The 23,519-nt window shown below is 43.4% G+C and carries 23 protein-coding genes; 7 read left to right on the top strand and 16 right to left on the bottom strand.

The window, feature by feature from the left end; all coding sequences use genetic code 11:
- Positions 1-6: 6 nt before the first annotated feature.
- Complete coding sequence (locus H7968_RS12070; RefSeq protein WP_227396397.1) at positions 7-933, bottom strand: AEC family transporter; 927 nt, start codon at positions 931-933, stop codon at positions 7-9.
- A 173-nt stretch (positions 934-1,106) separates the two neighbouring features.
- Between H7968_RS12070 and H7968_RS12065 the strand changes: the two genes are divergently transcribed.
- The 3 genes from H7968_RS12065 to H7968_RS12055 all read left to right on the top strand — a co-directional run bounded on the left by H7968_RS12065 (position 1,107) and on the right by H7968_RS12055 (position 2,982).
- Positions 1,107-1,586: a hypothetical protein gene (locus H7968_RS12065; protein WP_227396396.1), complete on the top strand. Its 480-nt coding sequence runs from the start codon at positions 1,107-1,109 to the stop codon at positions 1,584-1,586.
- 17 nt (positions 1,587-1,603) lie between these two features.
- The gene (nei, locus tag H7968_RS12060) at positions 1,604-2,440 is read left to right on the top strand and encodes an endonuclease VIII (RefSeq protein WP_227396395.1); all 837 of its coding nucleotides are present in this window, start codon (positions 1,604-1,606) and stop codon (positions 2,438-2,440) included.
- 65 nt (positions 2,441-2,505) lie between these two features.
- Positions 2,506-2,982: a M15 family metallopeptidase gene (locus tag H7968_RS12055; protein WP_134374849.1), complete on the top strand. Its 477-nt coding sequence runs from the start codon at positions 2,506-2,508 to the stop codon at positions 2,980-2,982.
- 277 nt (positions 2,983-3,259) lie between these two features.
- Here the strand turns inward: H7968_RS12055 and H7968_RS12050 are convergent, their stop codons facing one another.
- The 5 genes from H7968_RS12050 to H7968_RS12030 all read right to left on the bottom strand — a co-directional run bounded on the left by H7968_RS12050 (position 3,260) and on the right by H7968_RS12030 (position 8,093).
- Complete coding sequence (locus H7968_RS12050) at positions 3,260-3,913, bottom strand: Dph6-related ATP pyrophosphatase (protein WP_227396394.1); 654 nt, start codon at positions 3,911-3,913, stop codon at positions 3,260-3,262.
- A gap of 11 nt (positions 3,914-3,924) precedes the next feature.
- Positions 3,925-4,557 (bottom strand): HAD family hydrolase, encoded by a 633-nt coding sequence (locus tag H7968_RS12045; RefSeq protein ID WP_227396393.1) that lies wholly within the window; start codon positions 4,555-4,557, stop codon positions 3,925-3,927.
- A gap of 89 nt (positions 4,558-4,646) precedes the next feature.
- Complete coding sequence (locus tag H7968_RS12040; protein ID WP_227396392.1) at positions 4,647-5,441, bottom strand: hypothetical protein; 795 nt, start codon at positions 5,439-5,441, stop codon at positions 4,647-4,649.
- Positions 5,442-5,966: 525 nt separating this feature from the next.
- Positions 5,967-7,502, bottom strand: a complete 1,536-nt coding sequence (locus H7968_RS12035) for a UDP-N-acetylmuramoyl-L-alanyl-D-glutamate--2,6-diaminopimelate ligase (protein WP_227396391.1) — start codon at positions 7,500-7,502, stop codon at positions 5,967-5,969.
- Between the two features lie 225 nt (positions 7,503-7,727).
- The gene (locus tag H7968_RS12030; protein WP_227396390.1) at positions 7,728-8,093 is read right to left on the bottom strand and encodes a VOC family protein; all 366 of its coding nucleotides are present in this window, start codon (positions 8,091-8,093) and stop codon (positions 7,728-7,730) included.
- A 114-nt stretch (positions 8,094-8,207) separates the two neighbouring features.
- Here H7968_RS12030 and H7968_RS12025 point away from each other — a divergent pair, with 114 nt between their 5' ends.
- Entirely contained in the window at positions 8,208-8,699 is a 492-nt protein-coding gene (locus H7968_RS12025; protein WP_227396389.1) for a GNAT family N-acetyltransferase, read from the top strand.
- Between the two features lie 496 nt (positions 8,700-9,195).
- Here H7968_RS12025 and asnB read toward each other — a convergent pair whose 3' ends face one another.
- The 9 genes from asnB to H7968_RS11980 all read right to left on the bottom strand — a co-directional run bounded on the left by asnB (position 9,196) and on the right by H7968_RS11980 (position 18,433).
- Positions 9,196-11,031 (bottom strand): asparagine synthase (glutamine-hydrolyzing), encoded by a 1,836-nt coding sequence (gene asnB, locus H7968_RS12020; RefSeq protein ID WP_227396388.1) that lies wholly within the window; start codon positions 11,029-11,031, stop codon positions 9,196-9,198.
- A gap of 49 nt (positions 11,032-11,080) precedes the next feature.
- Entirely contained in the window at positions 11,081-11,524 is a 444-nt protein-coding gene (locus tag H7968_RS12015) for a GNAT family N-acetyltransferase (protein WP_264476710.1), read from the bottom strand.
- Complete coding sequence (locus H7968_RS12010; RefSeq protein ID WP_227396387.1) at positions 11,502-12,338, bottom strand: GNAT family N-acetyltransferase; 837 nt, start codon at positions 12,336-12,338, stop codon at positions 11,502-11,504. The genes H7968_RS12015 and H7968_RS12010 overlap by 23 nt, the downstream gene beginning before the upstream one ends.
- Positions 12,339-12,355: 17 nt before the next feature.
- Entirely contained in the window at positions 12,356-13,930 is a 1,575-nt protein-coding gene (gene abc-f / locus H7968_RS12005) for a ribosomal protection-like ABC-F family protein (RefSeq protein WP_227396386.1), read from the bottom strand.
- 298 nt (positions 13,931-14,228) lie between these two features.
- Positions 14,229-16,331 (bottom strand): heavy metal translocating P-type ATPase, encoded by a 2,103-nt coding sequence (locus H7968_RS12000; RefSeq protein ID WP_227396385.1) that lies wholly within the window; start codon positions 16,329-16,331, stop codon positions 14,229-14,231.
- On the bottom strand, positions 16,315-16,695 hold the full coding sequence (locus tag H7968_RS11995; RefSeq protein ID WP_227396384.1) for an ArsR/SmtB family transcription factor: 381 nt from the start codon (positions 16,693-16,695) through the stop codon (positions 16,315-16,317). The genes H7968_RS12000 and H7968_RS11995 overlap by 17 nt, the downstream gene beginning before the upstream one ends.
- 142 nt (positions 16,696-16,837) lie before the next feature.
- A complete protein-coding gene (locus H7968_RS11990; RefSeq protein WP_227396383.1) occupies positions 16,838-17,614 on the bottom strand; it encodes a sulfite exporter TauE/SafE family protein in 777 nt (258 codons plus the stop codon).
- Between the two features lie 21 nt (positions 17,615-17,635).
- Positions 17,636-18,115: a DsrE/DsrF/DrsH-like family protein gene (locus tag H7968_RS11985; protein WP_227396382.1), complete on the bottom strand. Its 480-nt coding sequence runs from the start codon at positions 18,113-18,115 to the stop codon at positions 17,636-17,638.
- Positions 18,116-18,169: 54 nt separating this feature from the next.
- Entirely contained in the window at positions 18,170-18,433 is a 264-nt protein-coding gene (locus H7968_RS11980) for a metal-sensitive transcriptional regulator (RefSeq protein ID WP_227396381.1), read from the bottom strand.
- Positions 18,434-18,638: 205 nt separating this feature from the next.
- Between H7968_RS11980 and H7968_RS11975 the strand changes: the two genes are divergently transcribed.
- Complete coding sequence (locus tag H7968_RS11975) at positions 18,639-20,321, top strand: methyl-accepting chemotaxis protein (protein WP_227396380.1); 1,683 nt, start codon at positions 18,639-18,641, stop codon at positions 20,319-20,321.
- Positions 20,322-20,598: 277 nt separating this feature from the next.
- Here H7968_RS11975 and H7968_RS11970 read toward each other — a convergent pair whose 3' ends face one another.
- Positions 20,599-21,423: an STAS domain-containing protein gene (locus tag H7968_RS11970; protein ID WP_227396379.1), complete on the bottom strand. Its 825-nt coding sequence runs from the start codon at positions 21,421-21,423 to the stop codon at positions 20,599-20,601.
- Between the two features lie 139 nt (positions 21,424-21,562).
- Between H7968_RS11970 and H7968_RS11965 the strand changes: the two genes are divergently transcribed.
- Together H7968_RS11965 and H7968_RS11960 are read left to right on the top strand one after the other, a co-directional pair.
- On the top strand, positions 21,563-22,783 hold the full coding sequence (locus tag H7968_RS11965; protein WP_227396378.1) for an MFS transporter: 1,221 nt from the start codon (positions 21,563-21,565) through the stop codon (positions 22,781-22,783).
- Positions 22,784-22,843: 60 nt separating this feature from the next.
- Positions 22,844-23,245 (top strand): sporulation protein, encoded by a 402-nt coding sequence (locus H7968_RS11960; protein ID WP_227396377.1) that lies wholly within the window; start codon positions 22,844-22,846, stop codon positions 23,243-23,245.
- Positions 23,246-23,519 lie beyond the last annotated feature (274 nt).

The following is a 23,519-nucleotide window of genomic DNA, read 5'->3' as shown; positions in this document are numbered from 1 at the left end:
CCTCCGTCAAATCATGAGCCATGCAATGAAAGGAATGGTAATCAGACTCAGCAGTGTGGAAGCAAAAATGGTGACCACTGCTGTCTCTTCTTCACTCGTAAACTTTGAAAATAGCACAGCGGTAATCATAGCGGTCGGCATCGCTGTCTGAATCACAATCAGCTGTGCCGTCCATCCGGTAAATGAAAACAGCTGAAGGATCAGCATCATTAAAAGCGGAATCACCATCAGCCTGAAGGATAAAGGAAACCATAGTTCCGGAAAGAAGATCTCCCGTTTCTTTTTAAGCAGTGGTGGCAGTAACATCCCTACATACAGCATAGCCATGGGTGCAGCCAGCGCTGCGAGCATTTCTACAAATTGAATCATCATCCCCGGTGGCTGAAAACCGCTTACCGCAGCCAATATACCAATCACGATTGCGCCAACAGGCATATTAATGACTGCTTTCAGCTGCCTGATATGAAATTTCCCTTCCGCTTGCAACAGATAGATGACGATGGTATATACCGTCAAACTGAGTCCTGCGTCAAAGATCGCTGCGAGGAAACCGCCTGCAGGTCCAAAGATGGCAGCAGCAAGAGGAATACCAATAAACCCCGTGTTTCCAAGAGCTCCAAGGATCATCATTTTTTTAGCAAATACAGAACGAAGTCTCAGCAAATAAGCCGCCACTCCGACAAGCACAAGCGCTGCGAGATGATAGACAATCGATATACCGAAAATCATTCCCGCTTCAGCGAGTGCGCCACCAGTCAAGTCCACACTGAACACACCATTTAAAATGACTGCCGGCACCGCAATATTTAAAATGAGTAAAATTAAAACGGATTTCACTTCCGACGTTACATTCACCTTCATTGCAAAAATGGATCCTGTAGCAATCATCAATCCCATCACAATAATGGTTGACAGTACCGTTTGGATATCCATCGGCCCCAACCCTTTTCTTTCCGATTTTCATCCATCGTACTTGATCGTACATTCCCTGTCCACTTTCTTAGGAAATTTCAAAAATGATGTTTTTGTTAGATAGATTTGGGAATACACGGGGATAGAAGTGACAACCCATCGCCAAATGAAATATTACAATAGAAGGTGTTATAATGTTTCAACTGAAAGATATGTGGACCTTTTTATGGTCGTTTTTAATTGTCTTCCCTACAGTCTCTCTGATTCATCAACTCGGTCATGCGTTTTTCGCCAGGATTTTTGGCGGTACATGTACATTCGCGCTTGGACGTGGAAAAAAACTTTTCTGTATAGGTCCAATCAGTGTTCATACGATTTATTTTTTAGATTCCTTTTGTAAATACACGGATTTAAAAACAAGTAATCGCCTGACTCACTGTCTGGTGCATCTCGGTGGCGTTATTTTCAATCTTGGATCTATTCTTTTGATCAATGTGTTGATCATGCAGGATATCATTAAACCTGACGTCTTTTATTATCAATATGCATACTTCTCAGTTTATTTTGCTGCATTCTCACTATTACCCGTGAACTTTGGGAATGGGAAATACAGTGATGGATATGCAGCATATCGAATTCTTAAATATAAGCAGAGAATTCAACTGGAGAATTAAGAAAAGGAAGAGGTACTATGCCTGAAGGACCTGAAATCAGACGTGCTGCTGATCAAATAGAAAAAGCCGTTAAGCAAAAGACCATTTTAGAGGTGTCTTTTGCTTTTGAACATTTACAGGATTATGAACCTCTATTTGCCGGTGAAAAAGTGTTGAAGGTTGAAACAGTCGGCAAAGCCATGCTGATGCGTTTCTCTAACGGCTATACGATATACAGTCACAACCAGCTTTATGGTAAATGGGTGATCAGAAACGCTTATAACTATCCGAAAACGAATCGTCAGCTGAGGCTTGCCGTTCATACAGAAAAGAAGTCTGCTCTTTTATACAGCGCCTCTGATATTGAAGTGCTTAAAGATGAAGAGGTTCACCTTCATCCTTTTATCGCAAAAGCAGGACCTGATCTACTCAATCAAAAAGTTTCAGCAAAAGATCTGATTACTAGGATGAAGGATAAAAGATTTGCCGGCAGACGCTGGACTGCATTGCTGCTCGACCAGGCATTTGTTGCTGGAAACGGGAACTATTTGCGAAGCGAAATATTATTTAAAGCAGGGATTCACCCTTCATTAAGACCCAAAGACTGCAGAGAAAATCAGCTGAGACTTGCTGCTGAAGCCATTCTTCAATTAACAAAACAATCCTATGAAACCGGCGGTATTACCAATGATCTTGAACTTGCCAATAAACTGAAGGCACAAGGTCAAAAGAGGTCCGCTTATCGCCATTGGGTTTTTGCCCGGGCTGGTCAATCATGCAGGATTGATGGGACACCGATCGAAAAAATCATTGCGGGTTCAAGAAGGCTTTATTTTTGTCCAACGTGCCAGGCAATTGAGCGTGATCATTTGTGAGATTGTTATACAGCACAATCGTTTTAGCCATCGTTGCAGTTGCAGGATGGTTGATTTATAAGGAAATGGAATACCGTGAAGAGTTGAGAAACAGGCCTTTACCCCAGGGTCTCCATCCGGTCGTTGCGGAAAAACGCGACCAGTTAATAGAAGAAGCATCGGGAAGAGGAATCGACATCATCATCACAGATGATTTCCGATCCTTCGAAGAACAGGATGAAATTTATGAACAGGGCCGCACAACAGAAGGAAACATCGTATCCTATGCCCGTGGCGGAGAGTCTTATCACAACTTTGGACTGGCCATCGATTTTGCCATTCGTGATGGAGAAGATGTTCTTTGGGACCTGGAATATGACGGGAATGAAAATGGGGAATCCGACTGGATGGAGGTCGTTGCAATCGCCAAAGACCTTGGCTTTGACTGGGGAGGCGACTTCAGAGGCTTTAAAGACTACCCCCATTTTGAAATGCCATTTGGCCTTTCCATCCGTGAACTGCAAAGAGGCGAACGGCCGGAAGAAGGACCAGTTGAATATTAATGATCTCATGAACCAGTTGAAACAAATTCCTTGAGTTCTTAGCTATAAACTGAAGGAAATGTTACAAAAACTTTAATATTTTTAAATATAGTTATGAAATTCTACAAAAAGGGCCGGTGACATCCGGAGACTCCTGTGGCAGTAAAGCGACAGGTGAAACAGCGTAGTGCGCAGCACTAGCTGGTTCACCGCGCGGCCGCGGAAAGCGAAGGATGTCACCGGCCCGGTTTTTAAGGCTCATTCCTAATAAACTTAACTCAGCCACATACGCTCTTCATTATCTAACAAGCTCCACTTTAGCAAATGAATAACCTGATTCACGGTGAATTCCATTCACAACAAGTGATAGGCGCTGCGAAAACATCGGGGCATCCACAACAACAGTATGAAACTCTCCTTCTTCTCCACACGCATCCACTCCGAATGATTCCAGCTGTTGAATCACATCTTCTGATAGCGTCTGACCTAGAAATGTATCAGGAAGTTTACTGTCCTGAACCGCAATAATCATACATTCAAAACCGTGTTCAAGTAACTGATTCAGCACGTCTCGTCTTTCTAATTTCCATAACGGGTGATGAGCAGTCACTGACTTTTTGGCACACGTATCCTGTACCCATTTCAAATGATCCTCAAGATCAATATCTCCAAACACTCCGTCATGGACATCGTCACTCTTCATTTCTTCAAGTGCTTCTAAAAATTTCGCCTCATAAGTTCCCCAGGAAGCTCCCCTTATAATTAAAGGAACACCCACTGCATCAGCCTGAGCCTGAATGACTTCCATAGGCATAGCATGTGATCTGGATCGCTGTTCCGATTCTTCAAACATCGTTAAAAGAAAAGCTGGATCGTGATGTTGCTGAAGCATTTTATAAAAGGAAAGAGCGGAATCCTTACCTCCGCTCCACGAACAGAAAAAACGTGTCATCTGAATTCCTCCTACCGCGCGAGAATCTCAGGAATTTTTTCAATACGATCCACCTGATAATCTGCCTTTTCCCACTCATCAGGCTGTCCGAATCCATATGTGCATGCAACGACCGGTATGTTATGAGCACGCGCTGCTTCTATATCAGAATAGCGATCTCCCACCATGATGGCCTCTTCTTCTTCAAAATGGTCAAAGTGCACTTCCAGTATATCTGCCTTCTTCTCCCCATTGATCGTTCCAAGACAGATCGGGTTTGTGAAGTATTCACGGATGTTCTGTGAATCAAGGACCATATCAAGGTAATGAGTTCCGCAGTTGGACGCTGTTGATAAAACATGCCCCTGATCCTTTAACGTTTGCAATGTCTCACGGACGCCAGGAAACAAAATATTCTTTCCTTTCACAAGCTGATTCAGAAACATACTGCGCCGTTTTCTGATAATCGTTACTTCCTGCGGTGATGCTTCCGGTACCACCTTTGCCCAGAAATCGTTTCCTGTCAGCCCATATGCAGACCGGACTGTTTCTATTGAAGGATCCTCAAGATGAGGCATGTCCTCAAGTGCAAGATGAAGTGCTTCTATTAAGTGATCCGAGGAATCAACTAAAGTACCATCTAAATCAAATAGAATAAGAGCCATCTATTTCCCCTCCTGATGTATAAACTGAATTTTTACTCACTTTGTTATTATGGCATACTTTTCAGTTGGAAGGAAAATTCAATTGGCTTCTATACCCAGTTCATTTCTTCATACAAGCCGTCATTTTTCACCTCTTTCCATTCCTCTGATAACAGACTGGCTGCTCTTCTCAGCTCACCTAGCCGGTATTCATATTCGGTAAAGAATTCTTTATCAGCGTTCATTTTTTCCCATTCATGAAGCAGTCGTACTAATTCCACACTTTCTGTTGAACATTCAAGAAGATCACTATATGTTGAGGTGTTTATTTTTCCTGATGGATTTACAGCTGACATCATTAATAACCATTTAGATGAACGTTCACTGAAATCAACTTTATTGTTTTTATAATATAACTTAAAGCATGGAAGGTTAATGGAAATAACGTGGAGATCACGGGAGAGTTTTAAGCCTGGGGTATTGGCACGATACTTTCTTTTTATGAAATAGCCTTCATCATTTCCAATAGAAAATTGTCTTTGGAAATGGATATTGATTATTACGAGAGGGGTATCATATTTTTCACCATTAACCCGCTGCAAATGAAGATCTTTTAACAATAATGGGACCATAAAAATATCTTCCAAAGTATTCATAAAACGGACTTCGAGATCAAAATCTCCTCCATCCTGATTGAATCCCCGGTAATAAAATTTCGTTAAACGTGATGACAAAGGTTCTCCCGGATAACCAAAAGGTCTTCTTTCGATGGTTTTTGTTTTGTTGCCCCAGTAGGAATAAAGAAAGTCAAATATGAATTCAGGGTGGTAGGAAGCATCCAGCTGAGCCCGGTCATGGAGTTCTATAAAGGCGATATCCACTGATAAATCTGCTCTGTTTATCATCATTATTACATCCCTTCGAGTTGTTACATGAAGTGTACTGAATGGGGTGATGGTTGTAAAATAGGGAAATATTGTTTTTGGTGTTGAGTGTGAGGGTTAAAATCGATGAATTTCTATGGAGGTTGGATGATTTTTGGTTAGTTGAATGGATGTAAAAACGTTGAATGATGTAATTTAAATTTTTTATAATCAGGTCCATGGAGATCCTCCGCTTTCTTTTGTCCAGCTCCGGCGACTAGCCCCTTGAGGTCATAAGTCAAAAATGAACGAGGGTAAAGAGCAACCCTCGTTCATTTTCCTCTTATGCTTGTCGGGGCTGGACGAGTCGCCTCCGCTTTTCTAAGGCCGCGCGGTGAGCCAGCTAATGCTCCGCATTACGCTGTTTCACCTGTCCCTTTCCGCCATAGGAGTCTTCGGATGCCATCAGACCTTTGAAAATGTGCGCAAGTCATTACCTTTTTTAAAAAATAAAACAGCAGCACCACAATACCAAAGCATTGTGATTCTGCTGTTTTATTTTATGTTTTATGATGTTGTCGTTTTTTCAGTCCGGTATATTTTTTTCTTTTTGGCAGGTACATGATGTTTAAAATAGGACTGGATGATATCTTCATCTGAATGGGGAATGTATTCCCCTTTGACGATTTGTGCTCCGTTGATACAGCCGCTTGAGAGGATGATGACATCTCCCTCGTCTGACAGTGATAAGGATTTTAACACTCCTTCTTTACGGGTCAAAGAAGTATTAATCGAAAGATTGTCAGGATAGCGGAAGCCTGTCATGACCTGATCAACGACTTTCTGAGGGTCATGATCTCCAGGGTGATCGACTGTCACGATAATTTCATCCGCTTTTCCTTCGACTGTTTCAGCCATTTTCGGCATTTTCCCAAAGTCTCTGATTCCAATCCCAGCGATCATCACGATGAGTCTGCGATGCGGAAGCTTCTTTACCTCCTGAAGAAGGCTGTTTAAGGCAACAGGTGTGTGGGCGTAATCAATAATGATTCTTCGATTGCCGTACTCTTCGATCACTTGAAAACGTCCTTTTGGATTTTCAATGGTCATGAGATTAGGCAATACCGTTTCCAGAGAAAGCCCTGCATGAAGTCCTGCTCCGATTGCAGCTAAGAGGTTTTGCACATTGTAGTTTCCATATACGGATGATCTGACTAGATAGGATTGTCCATTTGCCAGCAGTTCGAAAGATGTTCCCTCTTCCGTGACGTGACAATTATCTGCGATCAGATCGGCTCCCGAATGACGATCAAGACTGTAGGTGATCAGATCACCTTTAAAAGAAGAAGCTAATTCTCTTCCCATATGATCATCGTCAATATTCACGACAGCTTTTTTTGTCTGATCAAATAATTTCATTTTCGACATCTTATAATGTTCAAATGTCTTATGATACTCCAGATGCTCCAGAGAAAGGTTAGTATGAATGGCAACATCAAATTCGATGCCTTCTACACGCTTCTGATCGACTGCAATCGAAGAAACTTCCATCACAGCCGCCTGGTCTTTACGCTCACGAAGATCATGAAAAATCTTATGCAGGTCAGGCGCTTCGGGGGTAGTTGGCGTACTTTTTTTATATACGATTTCCTCACGGGAAGAGAAAATGCCTGTCGTGCCAATAGATCCTGTTGGAATCCCGCACTGTGTAAACAGGGATCTGACAAAAGCTGCAACCGTTGTTTTACCGTTTGTACCAGTGACAGCAATGGTTTTAAGCTTTTTATGTGCATGTTTATAAAAGTGTGTTGAAAAATTAGCGAGCGCTGTACGATCATCCTCAACTACCACAAATGTTGCAGTTAAATGCCTTAAGCTGACTTCCTGAAGCTTTGAAAAATCAGTCCCGACAATAAGCACAGCCCCATTTTTAATCGCTTCATCTATAAATTCATGTCCATCAGCAACCTCGCCTTTTAAGCAAAAAAATGCATGATTTACCTGAGTACGTCTGGAGTCAAATGAAATTCCCGATATTTCCTGCTTTCGGGAATTAAAAATATGGTTGATATTCATATTTGTTTCTGTAAAATTGATGACCATTATTCATCCCCTGTCTTTCATAAGTTTTATTACCCCTTTCCCTGAAATTCGACAAATAATGCGCGAATGTTTGACTTTATTTTGAATTCAAAATTTTACATGGATGACTTTGTTATAAATAAGCGTCTGGTTATTAAAAGTCGGACCGTTTTTAATAATGATGTGAACAAAAATAAAAAGCCGACGCAAGCACCATCAGCTTTAGTATTGCTCGTTAAGATTTAATTAGTCATTACTGCATTCGCAAATCATGAGCACATTTCCATCAGGATCCTCGAATGTGAAAAATTCATTAAATTCGATGTCGCTCACATTCTGCGCTTCAAAATCATTTATGTACTCATAGCTTTTCTGAATGTCATCTGTGTTGAAATGAAAAAGCGGTACCGTGTTCTTTTTTCGTTTAGCATAAATTTTCTGGTCAAGGATCAGGTTGTGCCCGTCCTGCAATCGCAGGACATACAGGTGCCCGTGAACAATTTCATCTGACGCAGACATACCGAGCAAACCACAATACCAGTCCCTCGCTACCTCAATATCCTTCACCGGAATAAATGTACCGCCAATTTTAGGCTGAATAGGATTTTTCATTGAAACGCTCCTCTCTTATCCACTACCATTCTTTTTACTGAACTGGAAATCCTGCCGGCTGTTCAATTTTTATATTGTGATTTAGAATAGGAAGAAACGTTTTTGGAGGGTATTATGGTTTTTGTTCGAAAAGCAGAAGAAAAAGATATTCATGAAATGACCGCTATTTATAACCAGGCAGTTGCTGACACAGTGGCTACCTTTGACTTAAAACCTCATACACTTGAGCAGCGAAAAGAATGGTTCTCCCGCTACCAGGACCGCTATCCATTAATTGTGGCTGAAAAAGACGGCCGCGTTGCCGGATACTGCAGCCTGAGCCCATTCCGAGATAAAGAAGCCTATATGGATACCGTCGAGCTGTCCATATACATATCTCCTGAATTCCAGGGCGCAGGTATCGGTAAAAAACTGATGCAAGCGATTCTTGGAGAAGCAAAAAACCGCCAATTTCATGTCGTGATCGGGGGCATTACCGGTGGAAACGAAGCCAGCGTCAGACTCCATGAGCGCTTCGGTTTCGAATTTGTCGGCAACTTCAAACAAGTAGGCTTCAAATTCGGCGAATGGCAGGACGTTCATTTTTATCAGCTGATTTTAAATTAAAGTTAAAAACCGGCCAGAACCTCTGCGGCAAAAGCAGATGGGCTGACCGGTATTTTTATTCCTTTACTAAGGTGACTTATTCAATCGCTTCAAAAAATAATTCAGGCTTTCCAGAAGAAGATTCAGGCTTTCAGAAATTTAATTCCTTCACTTAATCTTTATACATCCCTTTTCCCTTCATTACACTTACACAATTACCTCACTAATGATCAGAATTCCTTCATTCAAGCCAACCATCCCATCAAAACCCATCAGGCCTCAAAACCCACCTTATGACGCGAAACAAACTCCCTGCCAAACAAACCCCAATCCGCGTCACACCATTATTTTCATTCCTATAAAAATAAGGTTTTGGAAACTCGCACAAATAGGGCATGGGGCATCCGTAGACTCCTACGGCAGAGGAGCGACAGGTGAGACAGATGTGCGAAGCACAGCTGGCTCACCGCGCGGCCGTGGAAAGCGAAGGATGCCCCATGCCCGGTTTGACTTCATCTCACTCCACAATCTCCACCCCATACTCCTCAAACCAGTAATCCAGCTGCACCAGATACGCCATCAGCTGCGGTCCCGCCATCAGCTGACCAAACCACGGAACACTGAACGACGCACCATTTGTCCGGATCAGTTCATTCAGCTTTGTTTTCGAAAACAGCTCCGGAAGCACCGAAGAACTCTTCACAGAAGCTTCCTTCAGCATCTCTTTCACAGCTTCTGTATAAGCCGGGTGATACGTTTTAGGATAAGGACTTTTCTTCCTGTATAAAATCTCATCCGGCAACAGTCCCTCAAGCGCTTTTCTTAAGATGCCCTTCTCCCTGCCACCATGCTGCTTCATACCCCACGGAATATTCCACGCGTACTCCACAATTCGGTGGTCAGCAAACGGAACGCGCACTTCAAGACCTGCCGCCATACTCATACGATCTTTTCGATCCAGCAGTGTTGTCATAAAGCTGATCATATTTAAATAAGCCATTTCCCTGCGCAGCGCGTCCGTTTCTGCTTCTCCATCCATTCCCGGCGTTTCAGCACGTATTTTTTTCGCCTCTTCAACCAGGTATTCTGACAAATCCAGCTTCGTTTTCCACGCAGGTAATATAAACGCTTCCCTCATTTTCACGGAGCGAATCCATGGGAATCCCGGCTTCTTCAGCAGTGCTTCATTTTGAAACCAGGGATATCCCCCAAAGACCTCATCCGCACATTCACCAGACAAGGCAACGGTATATTTTTTCTTAATCCCTTCACAAAACCATAAAAGAGATGAATCAATATCCGCCATGCCAGGAAGATCTCTCGCTTTTACCGCATCCTTTAGTCTTCCTCCCAGCTCCTGCTGACTGATTGTAAAGGTTTCATGATCAGATTTTAAGAAATCGGACATGGTCTGAATAGCCGGTGCATCCTCACTCGGTTTAAATGCATCCGGTTTGTAGTGAAGGCTATTTTCCTCATAAGTAATGGAACACGTATTCAATGCAGAAGCCTGCTCTTTAGCCGCCACGGAACTGATTGCGCTTGAGTCGACTCCTCCTGATAGAAAGGTGCAAATTGGCTTGTCGGACACCAGCTGCCGCTTCACTGCATCTTCAAACAAACCTCTTAGATGAGCAGAAGTTTCTTCAACATTTTCACGGTGCTGTTCCGACTTAACATTCCAATACCTCCATACCTTTAGTCCTCTTCGTGTATACGTCATGGCATGGGCAGGTCTGAGTTCACTGATCCCTTTCAATACTCCGCTGCCGGGCTTTCTGGATGGGCCGAGGCCGATTAGCTCCTGCAACCCTTCCCTGTCTAATTGTGCCTTTTGCTCCGGATGTGCGAGGATCGCCTTCAGCTCTGAGCCAAACAGTAACTCGCCGTCTTTTTCCGTATAGAAAAAAGGTTTTACCCCCAGTCTGTCCCTGCAGGCGAAAAATTCCTCCTGCCTGTGATCCCAGATGGCAAAAGCAAAAATGCCGTTAAAGTGTCGCGAACATTCCGGACCCCACTCAATAAACGCACGCAGGACGACTTCTGTATCTGATCTTGTTCCAAACGTATGCCCTTTTCTTTTTAGTTCTGTTCGTAATTCCTCTGTATTATAGAGCTCACCATTATAAATTAACGTGAATTGACCTTTATCTGTTTTGGCAGACATTGGCTGTGCACCACCCGCCGGATCAATGACCGTCAGCCGGGTATGACCAAAAAGTGCATGACTCATGGCTTTGATACCATAAGCATCCGGACCTCTTTTATCCAGTGTACCGACCATTTTTTCAATGGTTTCCCACTCATTTATGAGAGGACGCTTCCAGCTCACCCATCCAGTTATTCCACACATATGCAGACACCGCCTTTCATCATGACAGTGTATGATGTTGTGAATAAAATTAGAATGTATAGCGTGAAACCTGTTCCCCGTGAATCATCATACCCTCCTGTTCCACAAATCCCATGGTTGAGTATAAGCCCGCCGCAAAAGTGTTTTCGGGTTCATAGGATAACGTGATCGTCGTGTGCCGGTCTTCCTTCACTTTGCGAATTTCATCTATCACAAGCTGAATCGCCTTTTTACCATAGCCTTTACCCTGTTGTTTTTCATCAATCATCATCCGGTAAATCCAATATTCCCCGTCGTCACGATCAAGCCCGAATAGTGTAAAACCAACCATTTCATCATCCTGATAGATACCCATTGCATGAAAGTCCGTTAAAAAGTTTAGCTGTGCCAGTGATATCGCATTAGAAGCCACAAACGTCTCCTGATCAGTCCGGACCTTTAATCGTACAGCTTTCAGCCAGTTATGTTCGTCAATTTTCTTTAAATGAACCATGCTGATTCTCCTTTTTATAAGCCGATATCATTTTCTCCACCGATAAACCGTTAATTTCCATGCCTTCAATCTGGCAACCGGTCAGTTTAACATTTGTTAAATTACACGCCCTAAACGTACTGTTCGTTAGCCCCGCGTACCAAAAGCTTGCTTCCTCAATGGTTGAATCTGCAAGCAGACTGCCTGACATATTCACATTTTGAAACCTGGACTTTCTCAGATTGGCATTGGACACTGAAAACCGCTGAAGATTAGCATCTGTCACATTCACATCCTCAGCTTTAATGGAAATAAGTTCTCTTTCCGATAAATCACGGTCAACAATCTGCCCTGAAGGTCTGGTCACATCGCGTTTCTTTTCAAAATAAAGCTCATCTTCCGTTTCGAACACAAGCTCATACCCGCATGCCTGATAAAAATAACGGTTCGGCAACTGCCTTGCAGATGTCTCAAGCTGCCATTTGAAGCGATCTGGATACTGCTTCTCCAGCTGCTTCATTGCCTGTTTACCGTAGCCTTTTCCCTGCTGAGAGACCGCAATAAAAATGCGGTCGATCCGGGCATAGCCCCTTGCAGGAAATGTCAGCACAGCACCACCGATCAGTACACCTTCAAGTTCAAGACATAAAACATCGAGATGCGCGGACATATACTGCATCATCTCCGGGTCTGCATATCCGGGCGGCTGTACATTCGCATCCGTTCCTCCCTCAGGCATCCATCTCTCCGCTTCCTTTGAAAAGACCTGATCAGATAGTGCAGTCAGTGCCTGAATATCATGTTGTTCTGCTTTTCTTACTGATAATTCCCTCATATTAATCCCCTGTCTGCTCACTTCGTTTTTTGTAATAGCTCTCTTTTCTTCTGTACAAGCGCCTGAAATTCTTCCTCAAGCACAGGGTCTGGCATAAGGCTGATCCTGCTCAGCACTTCTGAGATCTTTGTTTCAACCATGAGTAATTGATCTTTGCTTTCATCACGGCTTTCAGACGGTTGATACGCCTGATAGTCAGCAAGCGTACCATCGAACACATGAAGCTCGCCCTTTTTAATTTCAAGAATCCTTGTTGCGAGCCTGCTGGTTAATTGCCTGTCATGCGAAACGAATAAAACGGTGCCCCGATAATCCATCAGCAGGCTTTCCAGCGCCTCAACCGCTTCAATATCAAGAAAATTGGTCGGTTCATCCATGACCAAAACGTTTAAATCACCTAAAAACACTTTGGCAAACGCTACCTTCACCCGCTCTCCACCGGAAAGAACAGAGACAGGTTTATAGACATCATCACCATAAAAATGCAGCCGGGCGAGAACGGTTCTGATCAGGTCTTCTTTTTGGATCGAATCCTCACTGACATTTGCAAGAATTGTTTTGTCTGTTTTCAGGCGGTCAAGATTCTGACTGAAATAGCCGAATTTCACGGACGGCGATACATGAATGTCTTCTTTACCGTCCAGAACAGCCCGTATCAAAGTTGTTTTTCCTGAACCATTTTCTCCGATCAGTCCCAACTTCTGACCGCCTTTAATGTGAAATGGTTTGATTGAAAACAGCTTCTTATCTCCGGCTGTTATGATCTGCTTATCAAATCGTATAATCGCTCTTCCTTTCATATCCGACTCATTTGGCAGATTCATTTTAACCGGGGGCAATTCTCTGGGTCTCTCCACCTTCTCCATCTGTTTAAGCCTTGTCTCAAGCGCCTTTGCCGTTTGTCTCAGCTTCTTCTGCTTTTTAGCAAAGTACGGCTTGGCATTCTTCGATTCAATTTCAGTACCGTCCTTCGGTTTCTTCGTAGCACGCTTCGCCCGTTTTTCCTTCTCTTCAATGGCGTCTTCAAGCTGCTTCTTTTTACGCTCATACTGAACATGGGCTTCCTCCTGCTGACGCCTTCTGAGTGCTTTTGTTTCAGCAAAAGCAGAATAGTTCCCTTTAAATTCCTGGATCTTCCCTTCATCGATTTCCCAGATTTTCGTACAAAGCTTGTCAAGAAACGCCCGGTCGTGCGAAACCATCAGGATGGAACCAGGAAACCTTTCCAGATGCTGCTCAAGAGACTGAACGTGTTCAACGTCGAGGTTTGTTGTCGGCTCATCTGCCAGTAGAAGATCCGGCTTTTCAGCAAACGCCTGATTAATATATTCCTGCGTAACCTCTCCTCCGCTTTTTACCGTATCCGTATTTTTCAGCTGGGGAAGCAGGGTAATATGTCCATTTTTGAACAGCTCACCTTCTTCAGCTTGCAGCTTTCCAGCGACGAGGTGAAGAAGGGTTGACTTTCCAGAACCATTCTTTCCGACCAGGCCGATCCGGTCACCCTTTCGAATGGTCAGTTCATCTATTTCAAATAAAGTCCTTGCTTTTACCGCCATTTTGATTTCTTTTAATTCCAGTAAAATTGTCATACGATCATCCCCTATTTTCAATTGTCAGGGGACAAAAAAAGCCCCCTATCCGCTTATCGAATAGGAGGCATGGGTACACGAATGCCTTAAAAGGAGAGTCTTCTCCCGATTAAAACATTCCCCGGTTAAGCCTAATCCTATTCTGAAAACGGATGATGCGCGTGAAGACAGACGGGTTGCGTGTGCCGATCACAGAGTTATCATCATTGTTTTCTAAAAATAGGATTAGTACTTCATTCTCCCGGGTCACCCTTCCGTTATTTGTTAGCACCATCTTATGGCATTAAAATTGTCACTGTCAAGACTTTTCTTTCACACGCAGCAGACGCATACCGTTCAATGTGACAAGAAGTGTTGCACCAAGATCAGCAAAAATCGCGATCCATAAGGTCAGCCAGCCTGGCACAACAAGCAGTAGCGCAATCACTTTAATGCCGATTGAAAAAGCGATATTCTGCTTGATGATCCAGAGTGCTTTACGGCTTAATTTCACTGTAAATGGCAGCTTTTCAAGATCATCTCCCATCAGGGCAATATCAGCTGTTTCCATGGCAGTATCCGTTCCGGCACCACCCATTGCAATCCCGACTGTTGAGGCAGCAAGTGCCGGCGCATCATTGACACCATCCCCAACCATGGCAACCTGACTGCCTGAGGCACGAAGCTTTTTGACCTCTGACAGTTTATCTTCCGGAAGAAGCTCGGCTCTCACTTCGGAGACGCCCGTTGCTTTTGCAATCGCAGCAGCCGCTTCTTTATTATCACCTGTCAGCATAATCGTGGATTTAATACCAAGTTCATGCAGTCGCTTCACAACAGATGCAGACATCTCACGAACTTCATCAGCTATCCCGATAAAACCGATGACCTGTTTCTCCGTTCCAAAAACGAGAACGGTTTTTCCTTCTGACAGCAGTTCTTCCATCACTTCCTGTTCAGGGATTTTTACACCTTTCTCCCTGAAAAGAGCCGGTTTTCCGATCAGGTATCGAATGCCTTCAATGGTCCCTTCAATTCCCTTTCCAGTAAGGGATTGTACGCCATCGGCTTCTTGCTGTGTGTCTCCTGCTTTTGACAAAATGGCTGAAGCGAGCGGATGACGGGAGTGTTTTTCAATCGCAGCTGCATAATGAATCAGTTTTTCTTCATCAAAATGCGGGTCAATCGCTACAACATCCGTAACAGATGGCTCCCCTTTCGTCAGGGTACCAGTTTTATCAAAAGCGATTGTGTCAAGCTTGCCCATTTCCTCAAGATAGACGCCACCTTTGATTAAGACCCCCTGTTTCGCTGCATTTCCAATCGCTGTTACGATCGCCACAGGGGTTGAAATAACAAGTGCACACGGACAGCCGACGACAAGAACAGCCAGCCCCTGATAAATCCACTGCGTCCAGTCTGCTCCTCCCACAAGAGGCGGCAGGATCGCCACTAAAAAGGCAATGGCGATAATAGCAGGGGTATAATATTTGGCGAATTGATCAACAAAAGCCTGAGAAGGTGCACGTTCCGCCTGTGCTTCCTCCACCATATGAATAATTTTCGCAAGCGTAGTGTCCTGAACATTTTTGGTTACTTCAACTTCCAGAACGCCCTCCTGATTTAGGGTACCCGCAAAAACGGAGTCTTGTTCGCTTTTTTCAACCGGTATGGATTCACCCGTAATGGCGGCCTGGTTGATGGAGGAATGCCCCTTCACAATCACCCCGTCCATCGCGACTTTATCGCCGGGTTTTACGATCATCAGATCCCCCGGCCTAACATCATCGACCGGAACTTCGATTTCATGATGTCCACGTCTGATCAGAGCCGTTTTCGGGGAAATATCCATCAGAGATTGAATAGATGCTCTCGCTTTGTCCATCGAATAACGTTCCAACGCTTCGCTGATGGCAAAAAGGATCACCACAACGGCTCCCTCTCCCCATTCTCCAATAATCGCAGCGCCAATGACCGCAACAGTCATCAGTGTTCTCATATCAAAATTCAGGCGGAACAAATTTTTAAATCCTGTGATAAAAAGCGAATACCCACCAATCACAATGGCTCCTGCCAGCAGAATAACCGAAATCCATTCTTCCTGAACCGTGCGTTCAGTCATGAAACCTGCTGTTAAGAAAATGAATGACAGCAAGACATTCCAATGAAGTTTGAAGAAATTGATTTTCTCTGGTGGAGAATACGGTTCCCGATCATCAGTAACACGCAGCTTTTCAAAGGCTCCTGCTTTCTCGAGCTGCTCAATCGTGGTTGACCCTTTCACAGTAATTTTTGAAGCGCCAAAATTAACCTGGGCATCCTCAACCCCTTCGAGACTTTTCACATTCTTCTCAAACGTTTTTGCACAACCCGCACAAGAAAAGCCATTTACTCGATAAGTCGTTTCATTCACTTGATTCATGGCGCTCCTGAACCTCCTTTTCGTGCTCTACGGCAAGATCAATCAGGCTTTTCACATGATGGTCATCCAGCGAGTAATACACCTGTTTTCCCACTTTCCGGCTTTTCGCCAGACCAAGTGATTTCAAATGACGCAAGTGATGGGAAGCGGTCGCATTTGATGATTCAATGACCTCTGCCACATCACACACACACAACTCATCTTCTCTGGATAAAATAAGAGCAATCTTCATTCTTGTATCATCAGCTAATGCTTTAAACAGATTGGCAACATTTGCTGCATTCGTCTCCTGCAGATGAATTTTTGAGCGCTTAACCTTATCAGGATGAATATTCGTTGCCTCACAGCAAACCTCACTTTTCATTAAAACACCCCTAACATTCAAATCTTCGTTTGATTATAATATACTCCTTTCCAACATATTATTCAAACACTCATTTGAATGTTACAGCCTTCAGCAAAAAAAGAGGGACAGAGCTGGTGAAAAGGATCACCCGCTCCGTCCCCTACAAAATGTCTATCCAAATCTTAATGGCTGTTGCAAGAATAATCACTGCCAGCAAGATCTGAAGCACCTTTGTATTCATTTTCTTTCCAAGCTTTGCTCCAAGTGGTGCAGCGATCAGACTTGCTACAACCATAATGGCTGCCGGTAAATAGTCGACCTGTCCGGTGGTCACTTTACCAATTGTTGTACCAATTGAGGCAATAAAGGTAATGGCAAGCGATGACGCTATGGTTACCCTGGTTGGTATTTTCAGTACGACGAGCATAATCGGCACGAGTAAAAAGGCACCTGCTGCTCCGACAATGCCGGCACTTACACCTACGATAAACGCCAGACCTGCCGCCAGCCATTTATTAAATATTATTTGATCGTACGGAATATCTTCACGGCCCTTTTTTGGAACAAACATCATAACCGCTGCGATTGACGCAAGAATTCCGTAGACCATATTGATGGTGTCCTCTGATAAAGCCTTTGAACCAAGTCCCCCGATCAGACTGCCGATCAGCACAGCAGCTCCCATATAAATAATTAAGGTTTTGTTCAGATATCCACCCTTCCGATATGCCCACACACCGCCAATGGTCGCGAAGAATACCTGTACCGCAGAAATCCCTGCCACCTCATGCGCACTGAACGCAGCAAGTCCAAACAGCGGCGGAATATAGAGAAGCATAGGGTATTTAATGATAGAGCCGCCGATACCAAGCATTCCGGATATATAAGAGCCGATAAAGCCGATCAGAAATAATACGATAAACAACTCAATAGTCATGATGCTGCCTCCTTCAGACGATTAAATAAATAAGTTTACGTTCCCGTCTTCAGCATCCGCTAAATACGCTGCTACACCTGCATAATCAATTTCCTCAAGCAATTCTTCCTTCTGAAGCCCTAGTAAATCCATCGTCATCGTACAGGCAACAAGCTTTACCTCCTGCTCCTGAGCCATCTCGATCAGGTTAGGAAGTTCCATGGCATTATGCTTTTTCATCACACTTTTAATCATTTTCTGACCAAGACCTCCAAAATTCATTTTGGACAGCCCCATTTTATCTGCACCTTTTGGCATCATCTTGCCAAACATCTTTTCCATCGCGCTTTTCTGCACGTCCACATTTCCATCCTTACGGAGTGCATTCAGCCCCCAGAACGTATGAAAAATGGTGACCTCATGATCGTAAGCAGCTGCTCCATTAGCAATAATATAAGCAGCCATCGCTTTATCATAATCCCCACTGAATAATACAATCGTTGTTCTCTTTTTTTCTGACATGACAAATCCTCCTAAAAATAATTACCCTATAGGGTATATAGTTATTCAAAAAAATCACCTGCTCTTCACAAGCAGGTTCACCGCTTCTTTAATGAGTTCATCCGGCTCTCGCCCATCTGTCTCATTTGCTTCTCTTACACATGCAACTAGATTTTCACTCACGACCAGACCAATCGTGCGGTCAATCGCAGTCCGGACTGCCGAAAGCTGTGTTACGACCTCCTTACAGTCCTTACCGTTTTCCATCATAGAAAGAACGCCTCTAAGCTGTCCCTCTACTCTTTTCAATCGGTGAAGCGTTTCTTTTGGATAATCCACAATGGGCACCTCCCTGCATCTGAACAATGAATCTAGGTTAATATTATACCCTATAGGGTATTAAGTCAATCTTTTTGATTATTCGCGATCGATCACTATAAAATAAATACTTTTTACTATATTGGTTGTAATTACAGGATGAAAATAGATATAATAGATCAGTAAAAGCTTAAATTTTCAAAAAAATCTGAATAGAGGTGTGCTGATGAAATTGATTGGGAAGCTGTTAACTTCTTATTTTGCAATCGCCACTCTGATCCTCATTCTCGGAATTATCGCTATTTACAGTATGATGCAAATGGATAAAAATGCTGATACGATGTACGTAGATCGTGTAATCCCCTTATCCTATCTCGGAAATATCAGTAATCATGTTGGATTGATCCAGTCGGAAATGATGCACGATGTCTTAACTGAGGCAACCGTTTACTCAGAGGAAATCCAAAATGCCATCATGGATATTGATGGCATTTTAGTAGATTACCGTGCTACATATCTGGTTCCCGAGGAAGAGGCTGCCCTTGAAAGCTTTGAAACTGCATGGGAAGAATATAAGCCTATCGTCAACCAAACAGGGGGATTAATCGAAGCAGGTGACTGGGACCAGGCTGAAGTTGTATTACTATCAGGTGACGAATATTTTCACAGTCTTCAGGAAGGTGTCATAGATATTTCCAGCGTAAATGAACAGGTGGCTAGAGAACTTAAGACAGACAGTGAACAGTTTTTCACTTCAACCCGTCTGATTATGATCATTCTTTCAGTACTCGCGATAGGAGGTGCTGCGTCTATTGGTATATATATGGGGCGCTCTATCGGAAGATCTACTGTTGCCGTATCAAACCGGATGAAAGAGATTGCCGACGGGGATTTGACCGCAACTCCTTTCAAAACGAAAAGAAAAGATGAAATCGGTGATTTAACCAGGATCGCCAATGACATGCAGGAACAGCTCAAATCACTAATGAAGAGCCTTTCGCTCGCTGCTGATGAAGTGTCAAAAAGAAGTATTTTATTCAAACAGACTTCCTCAGAAGTTAAAGAAGGCGGAGAACAGATCGCGGTTACCATGCAGGAATTGGCTGGTGGTTCAGAGTTACAGGCGAATAATGCCGGCCAGCTTTCTGAGTCCATGATGTTCTTCAAAAATAAAATTGAATCCGTCACTCAAAACAGCCGAACTGTTGAGCAAAGCGCCACAATGATGTCAGACAAAACCGCTGTCGGCAGCAAGTTAATGGAAGATTCATTACATCAGATGACACAGATCGACTCCCTCGTCAGCAACAGCGTCAGAAGCGTCAAAGGATTGAATGAACAGACCAAAAATATTTATTCACTGGTTGAAGTCATCCAATCGGTAGCTGATCAGACAAATCTTCTTGCTTTGAACGCTGCGATTGAAGCAGCAAGGGCAGGAGAACATGGAAAAGGTTTTGCAGTAGTCGCTGATGAAGTAAGAAAACTCGCTGAGCAGGTATCTGACTCTGTTAGTGAAATCACAGGTATTGTCAGCAACATTCAGACAGAATCGAACCAGGTTGTGTCTGATCTTGAAAGCGGTTACAAAGAAGTGGAGCACGGTTCGAAAAAAATGAAGGAAACCGTTGACACATTCCATGAAATTAACCTTGCCATTTCTAACATGACAGACCTGGTCCGCGGTATAACAGTGAGCTTAAATGAAATTGATAAAGAAAGCACACAAATGAATGATTCCATACAGGAAATCGCTTCAGTTGCCCAGGAGGCAGCAGCAGGGGTGGAAGAAACAGCTGCTTCAAGTGAAGAATCTTTAAGCTCAATGGAGGAGATTAATTCACACGCAAATGAACTTACCCAAATCTCCAAAGAACTTGAAACACAGGTGAAAAGATTTAAGTTTTGAAATGTCCACTCTTCCTTCATAAAAACAAGGTCAGAGACTACTGTAACGTATGTCTCTGACCTTGTTTCGATATTCTAAAGCATGCATGAATTCAGACAAAAAGTGCCGGGTCATTCCGTAGACTCCTGCGGCAGAGAAGCGACAGGTGAGACAGCGTAGTGCGTAGCACTAGCTGGCTCACCGCGCGGCCGCGGAAAGCGAAGGAATGACCCGGCACGATTTTGAATATTTAACACCTTAAGGGAAGGGACATGTGAAATTGTCCCTGATCTGTTTTTTATATTTTCAGCCCTTCAATTGCGGTCTTTAAGTTTTTACGAATCGTCATTCCCTCGAATTTTATACCAATCTCAACAACTGCCTGGGCAATTTCCGGACGAAGTCCTGTCAGAATCGTCTTAACCCCAATCAACTTCAGAGAATCGATCACCTGAGACAATTCATTCGCTACCATTGTGTCGACCATCGGCACACCTGATAAGTCAAAAATCAGCGTCGAGTTCCGGAGCTCCAGACATTTGTGTAACGCCACTTCTTTTAAGACTTTGGCACGTTCATCATCCAGTTCACCAATGAGTGGCAAAATCGCAACATCATCATTTAATCCGACAACCGGGACAGAATATTCCATTACGCTGCTCTTCGCCTTATTTAAATAATGGCGGAAGTTTTCAATATAGGCCAGACTGAATTCCTGACCGGCTTTATCAATAATCGGATCAATAATAAAGCTGATTTGAATCGCTTCCTTCGCCGTCAAACCAACCTCATCCACTTTTTCTAAAATCGTATTCCACGTCACCGTTCTCCAGGAAGTCAGCGTTGTGAGTGCATCGTCAAGCTCTATACCTCTGTAGACGGCTTCCTCACCGGACGTGCGCGCCCACTTCTTGATATCCGCCCAAACTACAGAAGAATCATTTTGCCTTACCGCTTCCGCAATGTACCCGATAAACTTTGCACGCCAATCATTCAGCTCTGCCAGTTCATCCGGAGGTAAATTTGATTCGACAAATTCTTTATCCAGGCTCTCATTCAATTCTCTTGCCAGCTCTTCACTTTTTTGCATTATGTATGATCCCAGTTGTGCATATGCATTCATTGAACACCCCTCCTGTCGATCTCACTCTATGCTAATATTCTCCTATTTTAATAAAAATGTAAACTCCTATAATTATGTAGACAAACGAAATACTTTCACTCATACTTTTTGATATGGAAAAAAGGAAGAAGGTTTTAACATGTTTCGCAATCGAAATGTCTGGATTCTGCTGACCGGAGAGTTTATTGCCGGAGTCGGTTTGTGGCTCGGAATTATTGGCAATCTTGAATTTATGCAGGAGAAAGTTCCGTCTGATTTTATGAAGTCATTGATTTTAGGAGCCGGCCTCCTCGCAGGTGTGCTGATCGGTCCGTTCGCAGGGAAAATTACGGATCAGTTGCGTAAAAAAACGGTCATGCTTGCCTCCGGTTTTGTCAGAGCGATCAGCGTGATCTTTATGTTGATCGCTATTCAACAGGATTCTGTGCTCTGGATGATTGTCTTTCTCGTCTTTATCCAAATGTCAGCAGCTTTTTATTTCCCTGCTCTCCAAGCTGCCTTGCCACTCGTTGTGAAAGAAAAAGAACTGCTTCAGCTGAATGGTATTCATATGAATGTGTCTACTTTATCAAGGGTTCTTGGAACCGCAGTAGCAGGAATTTTAGTCGTTCAGCTTCCTTTATCAATGGTCTATCTGTTTTCATTATTAGCCTATCTTGGACTGTTCGGCGTCACATGGTTGCTCCAAATAAATGAAGAGCTCCCAAAAGCTTTACCAAAAGAAGCAAAGCAGCGTCCTGCCGGTTTCAGCGAAGTCTTTCCAATTATTAAAGGGTTGCCTATTGTCTTTATGACGTTAATTCTAACGCTGGTTCCACTGCTGTTTATCGGCGGATTCAACCTGATGGTCATTAATATCAGTGAAATCCAGAATGATCCTGCCATAAAAGGGTGGATCTATACGGCTGAAGGGATTGCGTTTATGATCGGTGCCTTTGTGATTAAACGAATTGGCGAATCATTTTCACCTTACTCGATCTTATTCGGTTTTTCATTTGTCATCGGATTTTCACAGTTTCTTTTATTTTTCGCATACATTCCTGCATTATCGATCCTGTCATTTGCTATTTTCGGTTTTGCAGTGGGGTGCTTTTTCCCTACAGCGGCGACTATTTTTCAGACGCGCATTCCAAAAGAATTTCACGGACGATTTTTCTCTTTCAGAAATATGCTCGACCGGATCATCTTCCAGGTCGTGCTTCTGTTAACCGGACTGCTGCTGGATTTGATCGGTCTCCCACTCATGGTTGTTGTATTTGGAATCCTTTCGTTTGCTATGACCAGCGTATTTTATCTTCGGTTCCGTAAACTTAAAAGCTCACCGGAACTTGCTTCAACACACGGCGGAACGATAAATTAAAGGTAGCAATGAAACCTTTATGAACCCTAATCGTATGTAGAACCAAAGGATGTGATCAAAGTGCTCGCAAGAATGATCAGCGCGCTCTCACCAGGTAAAGGAAAAGTGGATTTAGTATTGAATCAAAACACACTGACGCCAGGAGAAAAAATTACGGGTACATTCAGACTGAAAGGTCCAAAGCAAAAAGCGAAGGTCTCCAGACTGGAATGTGATCTGATGAAATTTGATCCTGATTCTAAAGAAGAAAAGGCAGTTGAAATTGCTGCGACGATTTATATGTCTCAGGAGATCGATGATAAGGAGTGGAAGGAGCTTCCCTTTACTTACGTGATCCCTGAGCACCTGGCTCAGCATGATGAAAAATGCCGCTACAGATTCAGAACGCGGCTTATCTTCAAGAACAATGTTCAATATATTGATCATGATGAGTTGAAGGCTGAGGAGAAGAAGAACGATTAAAATAATTTGTAAAATTCCTTCGGCTTTCTTTTAACCGGTAACCTCCGCGACAGGCGGACGCTTTCCGCGGCCGGGCGGTGAACCTCTTTGACGCTTCGCGCCTGCAGAGTTTCACCTGCCCTTCTATGCCGCAGGAGTCACCGCCTTCTGCTCCACTTACCTGAAATTTTTAATCATAGAAAAAGATCTTTCTGACTATATACATTACTTTTCATCAAGTCATAATCATTTATTTTCAAAAGGACCGGACACACCCGAAGACTCCTGCGGCAGT

Origin of the sequence: Jeotgalibacillus aurantiacus (assembly GCF_020595125.1) — a bacterium.
Taxonomy (GTDB): Bacteria; Bacillota; Bacilli; order Bacillales; family Jeotgalibacillaceae; genus Jeotgalibacillus; species Jeotgalibacillus aurantiacus.
Note: the sequence above shows the minus strand (reverse complement) of the source record. Positions and strands in the feature narration are given on the sequence as shown.

What these genes read in the sequence shown, in the direction of transcription:
- abc-f (WP_227396386.1), bottom strand. Translation starts at nt 13,930, where the DNA reads ATGACAATTTTACTGGAATTAAAAGAAATCAAAATGGCGGTAAAAGCA.
- H7968_RS12050 (WP_227396394.1), bottom strand. Translation starts at nt 3,913, where the DNA reads ATGACACGTTTTTTCTGTTCGTGGAGCGGAGGTAAGGATTCCGCTCTT.
- H7968_RS11975 (WP_227396380.1), top strand. Translation starts at nt 18,639, where the DNA reads ATGAAATTGATTGGGAAGCTGTTAACTTCTTATTTTGCAATCGCCACT.
- H7968_RS12010 (WP_227396387.1), bottom strand. Translation starts at nt 12,338, where the DNA reads ATGAGGGAATTATCAGTAAGAAAAGCAGAACAACATGATATTCAGGCA.
- asnB (WP_227396388.1), bottom strand. Translation starts at nt 11,031, where the DNA reads ATGTGTGGAATAACTGGATGGGTGAGCTGGAAGCGTCCTCTCATAAAT.
- H7968_RS12055 (WP_134374849.1), top strand. Translation starts at nt 2,506, where the DNA reads ATGGAATACCGTGAAGAGTTGAGAAACAGGCCTTTACCCCAGGGTCTC.
- H7968_RS12025 (WP_227396389.1), top strand. Translation starts at nt 8,208, where the DNA reads ATGGTTTTTGTTCGAAAAGCAGAAGAAAAAGATATTCATGAAATGACC.
- H7968_RS12070 (WP_227396397.1), bottom strand. Translation starts at nt 933, where the DNA reads ATGGATATCCAAACGGTACTGTCAACCATTATTGTGATGGGATTGATG.
- H7968_RS11995 (WP_227396384.1), bottom strand. Translation starts at nt 16,695, where the DNA reads ATGAAAAGTGAGGTTTGCTGTGAGGCAACGAATATTCATCCTGATAAG.
- H7968_RS11990 (WP_227396383.1), bottom strand. Translation starts at nt 17,614, where the DNA reads ATGACTATTGAGTTGTTTATCGTATTATTTCTGATCGGCTTTATCGGC.
- H7968_RS12015 (WP_264476710.1), bottom strand. Translation starts at nt 11,524, where the DNA reads ATGGTTCATTTAAAGAAAATTGACGAACATAACTGGCTGAAAGCTGTA.
- H7968_RS12040 (WP_227396392.1), bottom strand. Translation starts at nt 5,441, where the DNA reads ATGATAAACAGAGCAGATTTATCAGTGGATATCGCCTTTATAGAACTC.
- H7968_RS12045 (WP_227396393.1), bottom strand. Translation starts at nt 4,557, where the DNA reads ATGGCTCTTATTCTATTTGATTTAGATGGTACTTTAGTTGATTCCTCG.
- H7968_RS12065 (WP_227396396.1), top strand. Translation starts at nt 1,107, where the DNA reads ATGTTTCAACTGAAAGATATGTGGACCTTTTTATGGTCGTTTTTAATT.
- H7968_RS12035 (WP_227396391.1), bottom strand. Translation starts at nt 7,502, where the DNA reads ATGGTCATCAATTTTACAGAAACAAATATGAATATCAACCATATTTTT.
- H7968_RS11970 (WP_227396379.1), bottom strand. Translation starts at nt 21,423, where the DNA reads ATGAATGCATATGCACAACTGGGATCATACATAATGCAAAAAAGTGAA.
- H7968_RS11965 (WP_227396378.1), top strand. Translation starts at nt 21,563, where the DNA reads ATGTTTCGCAATCGAAATGTCTGGATTCTGCTGACCGGAGAGTTTATT.
- H7968_RS12000 (WP_227396385.1), bottom strand. Translation starts at nt 16,331, where the DNA reads ATGAATCAAGTGAATGAAACGACTTATCGAGTAAATGGCTTTTCTTGT.
- H7968_RS11985 (WP_227396382.1), bottom strand. Translation starts at nt 18,115, where the DNA reads ATGTCAGAAAAAAAGAGAACAACGATTGTATTATTCAGTGGGGATTAT.
- nei (WP_227396395.1), top strand. Translation starts at nt 1,604, where the DNA reads ATGCCTGAAGGACCTGAAATCAGACGTGCTGCTGATCAAATAGAAAAA.
- H7968_RS12030 (WP_227396390.1), bottom strand. Translation starts at nt 8,093, where the DNA reads ATGAAAAATCCTATTCAGCCTAAAATTGGCGGTACATTTATTCCGGTG.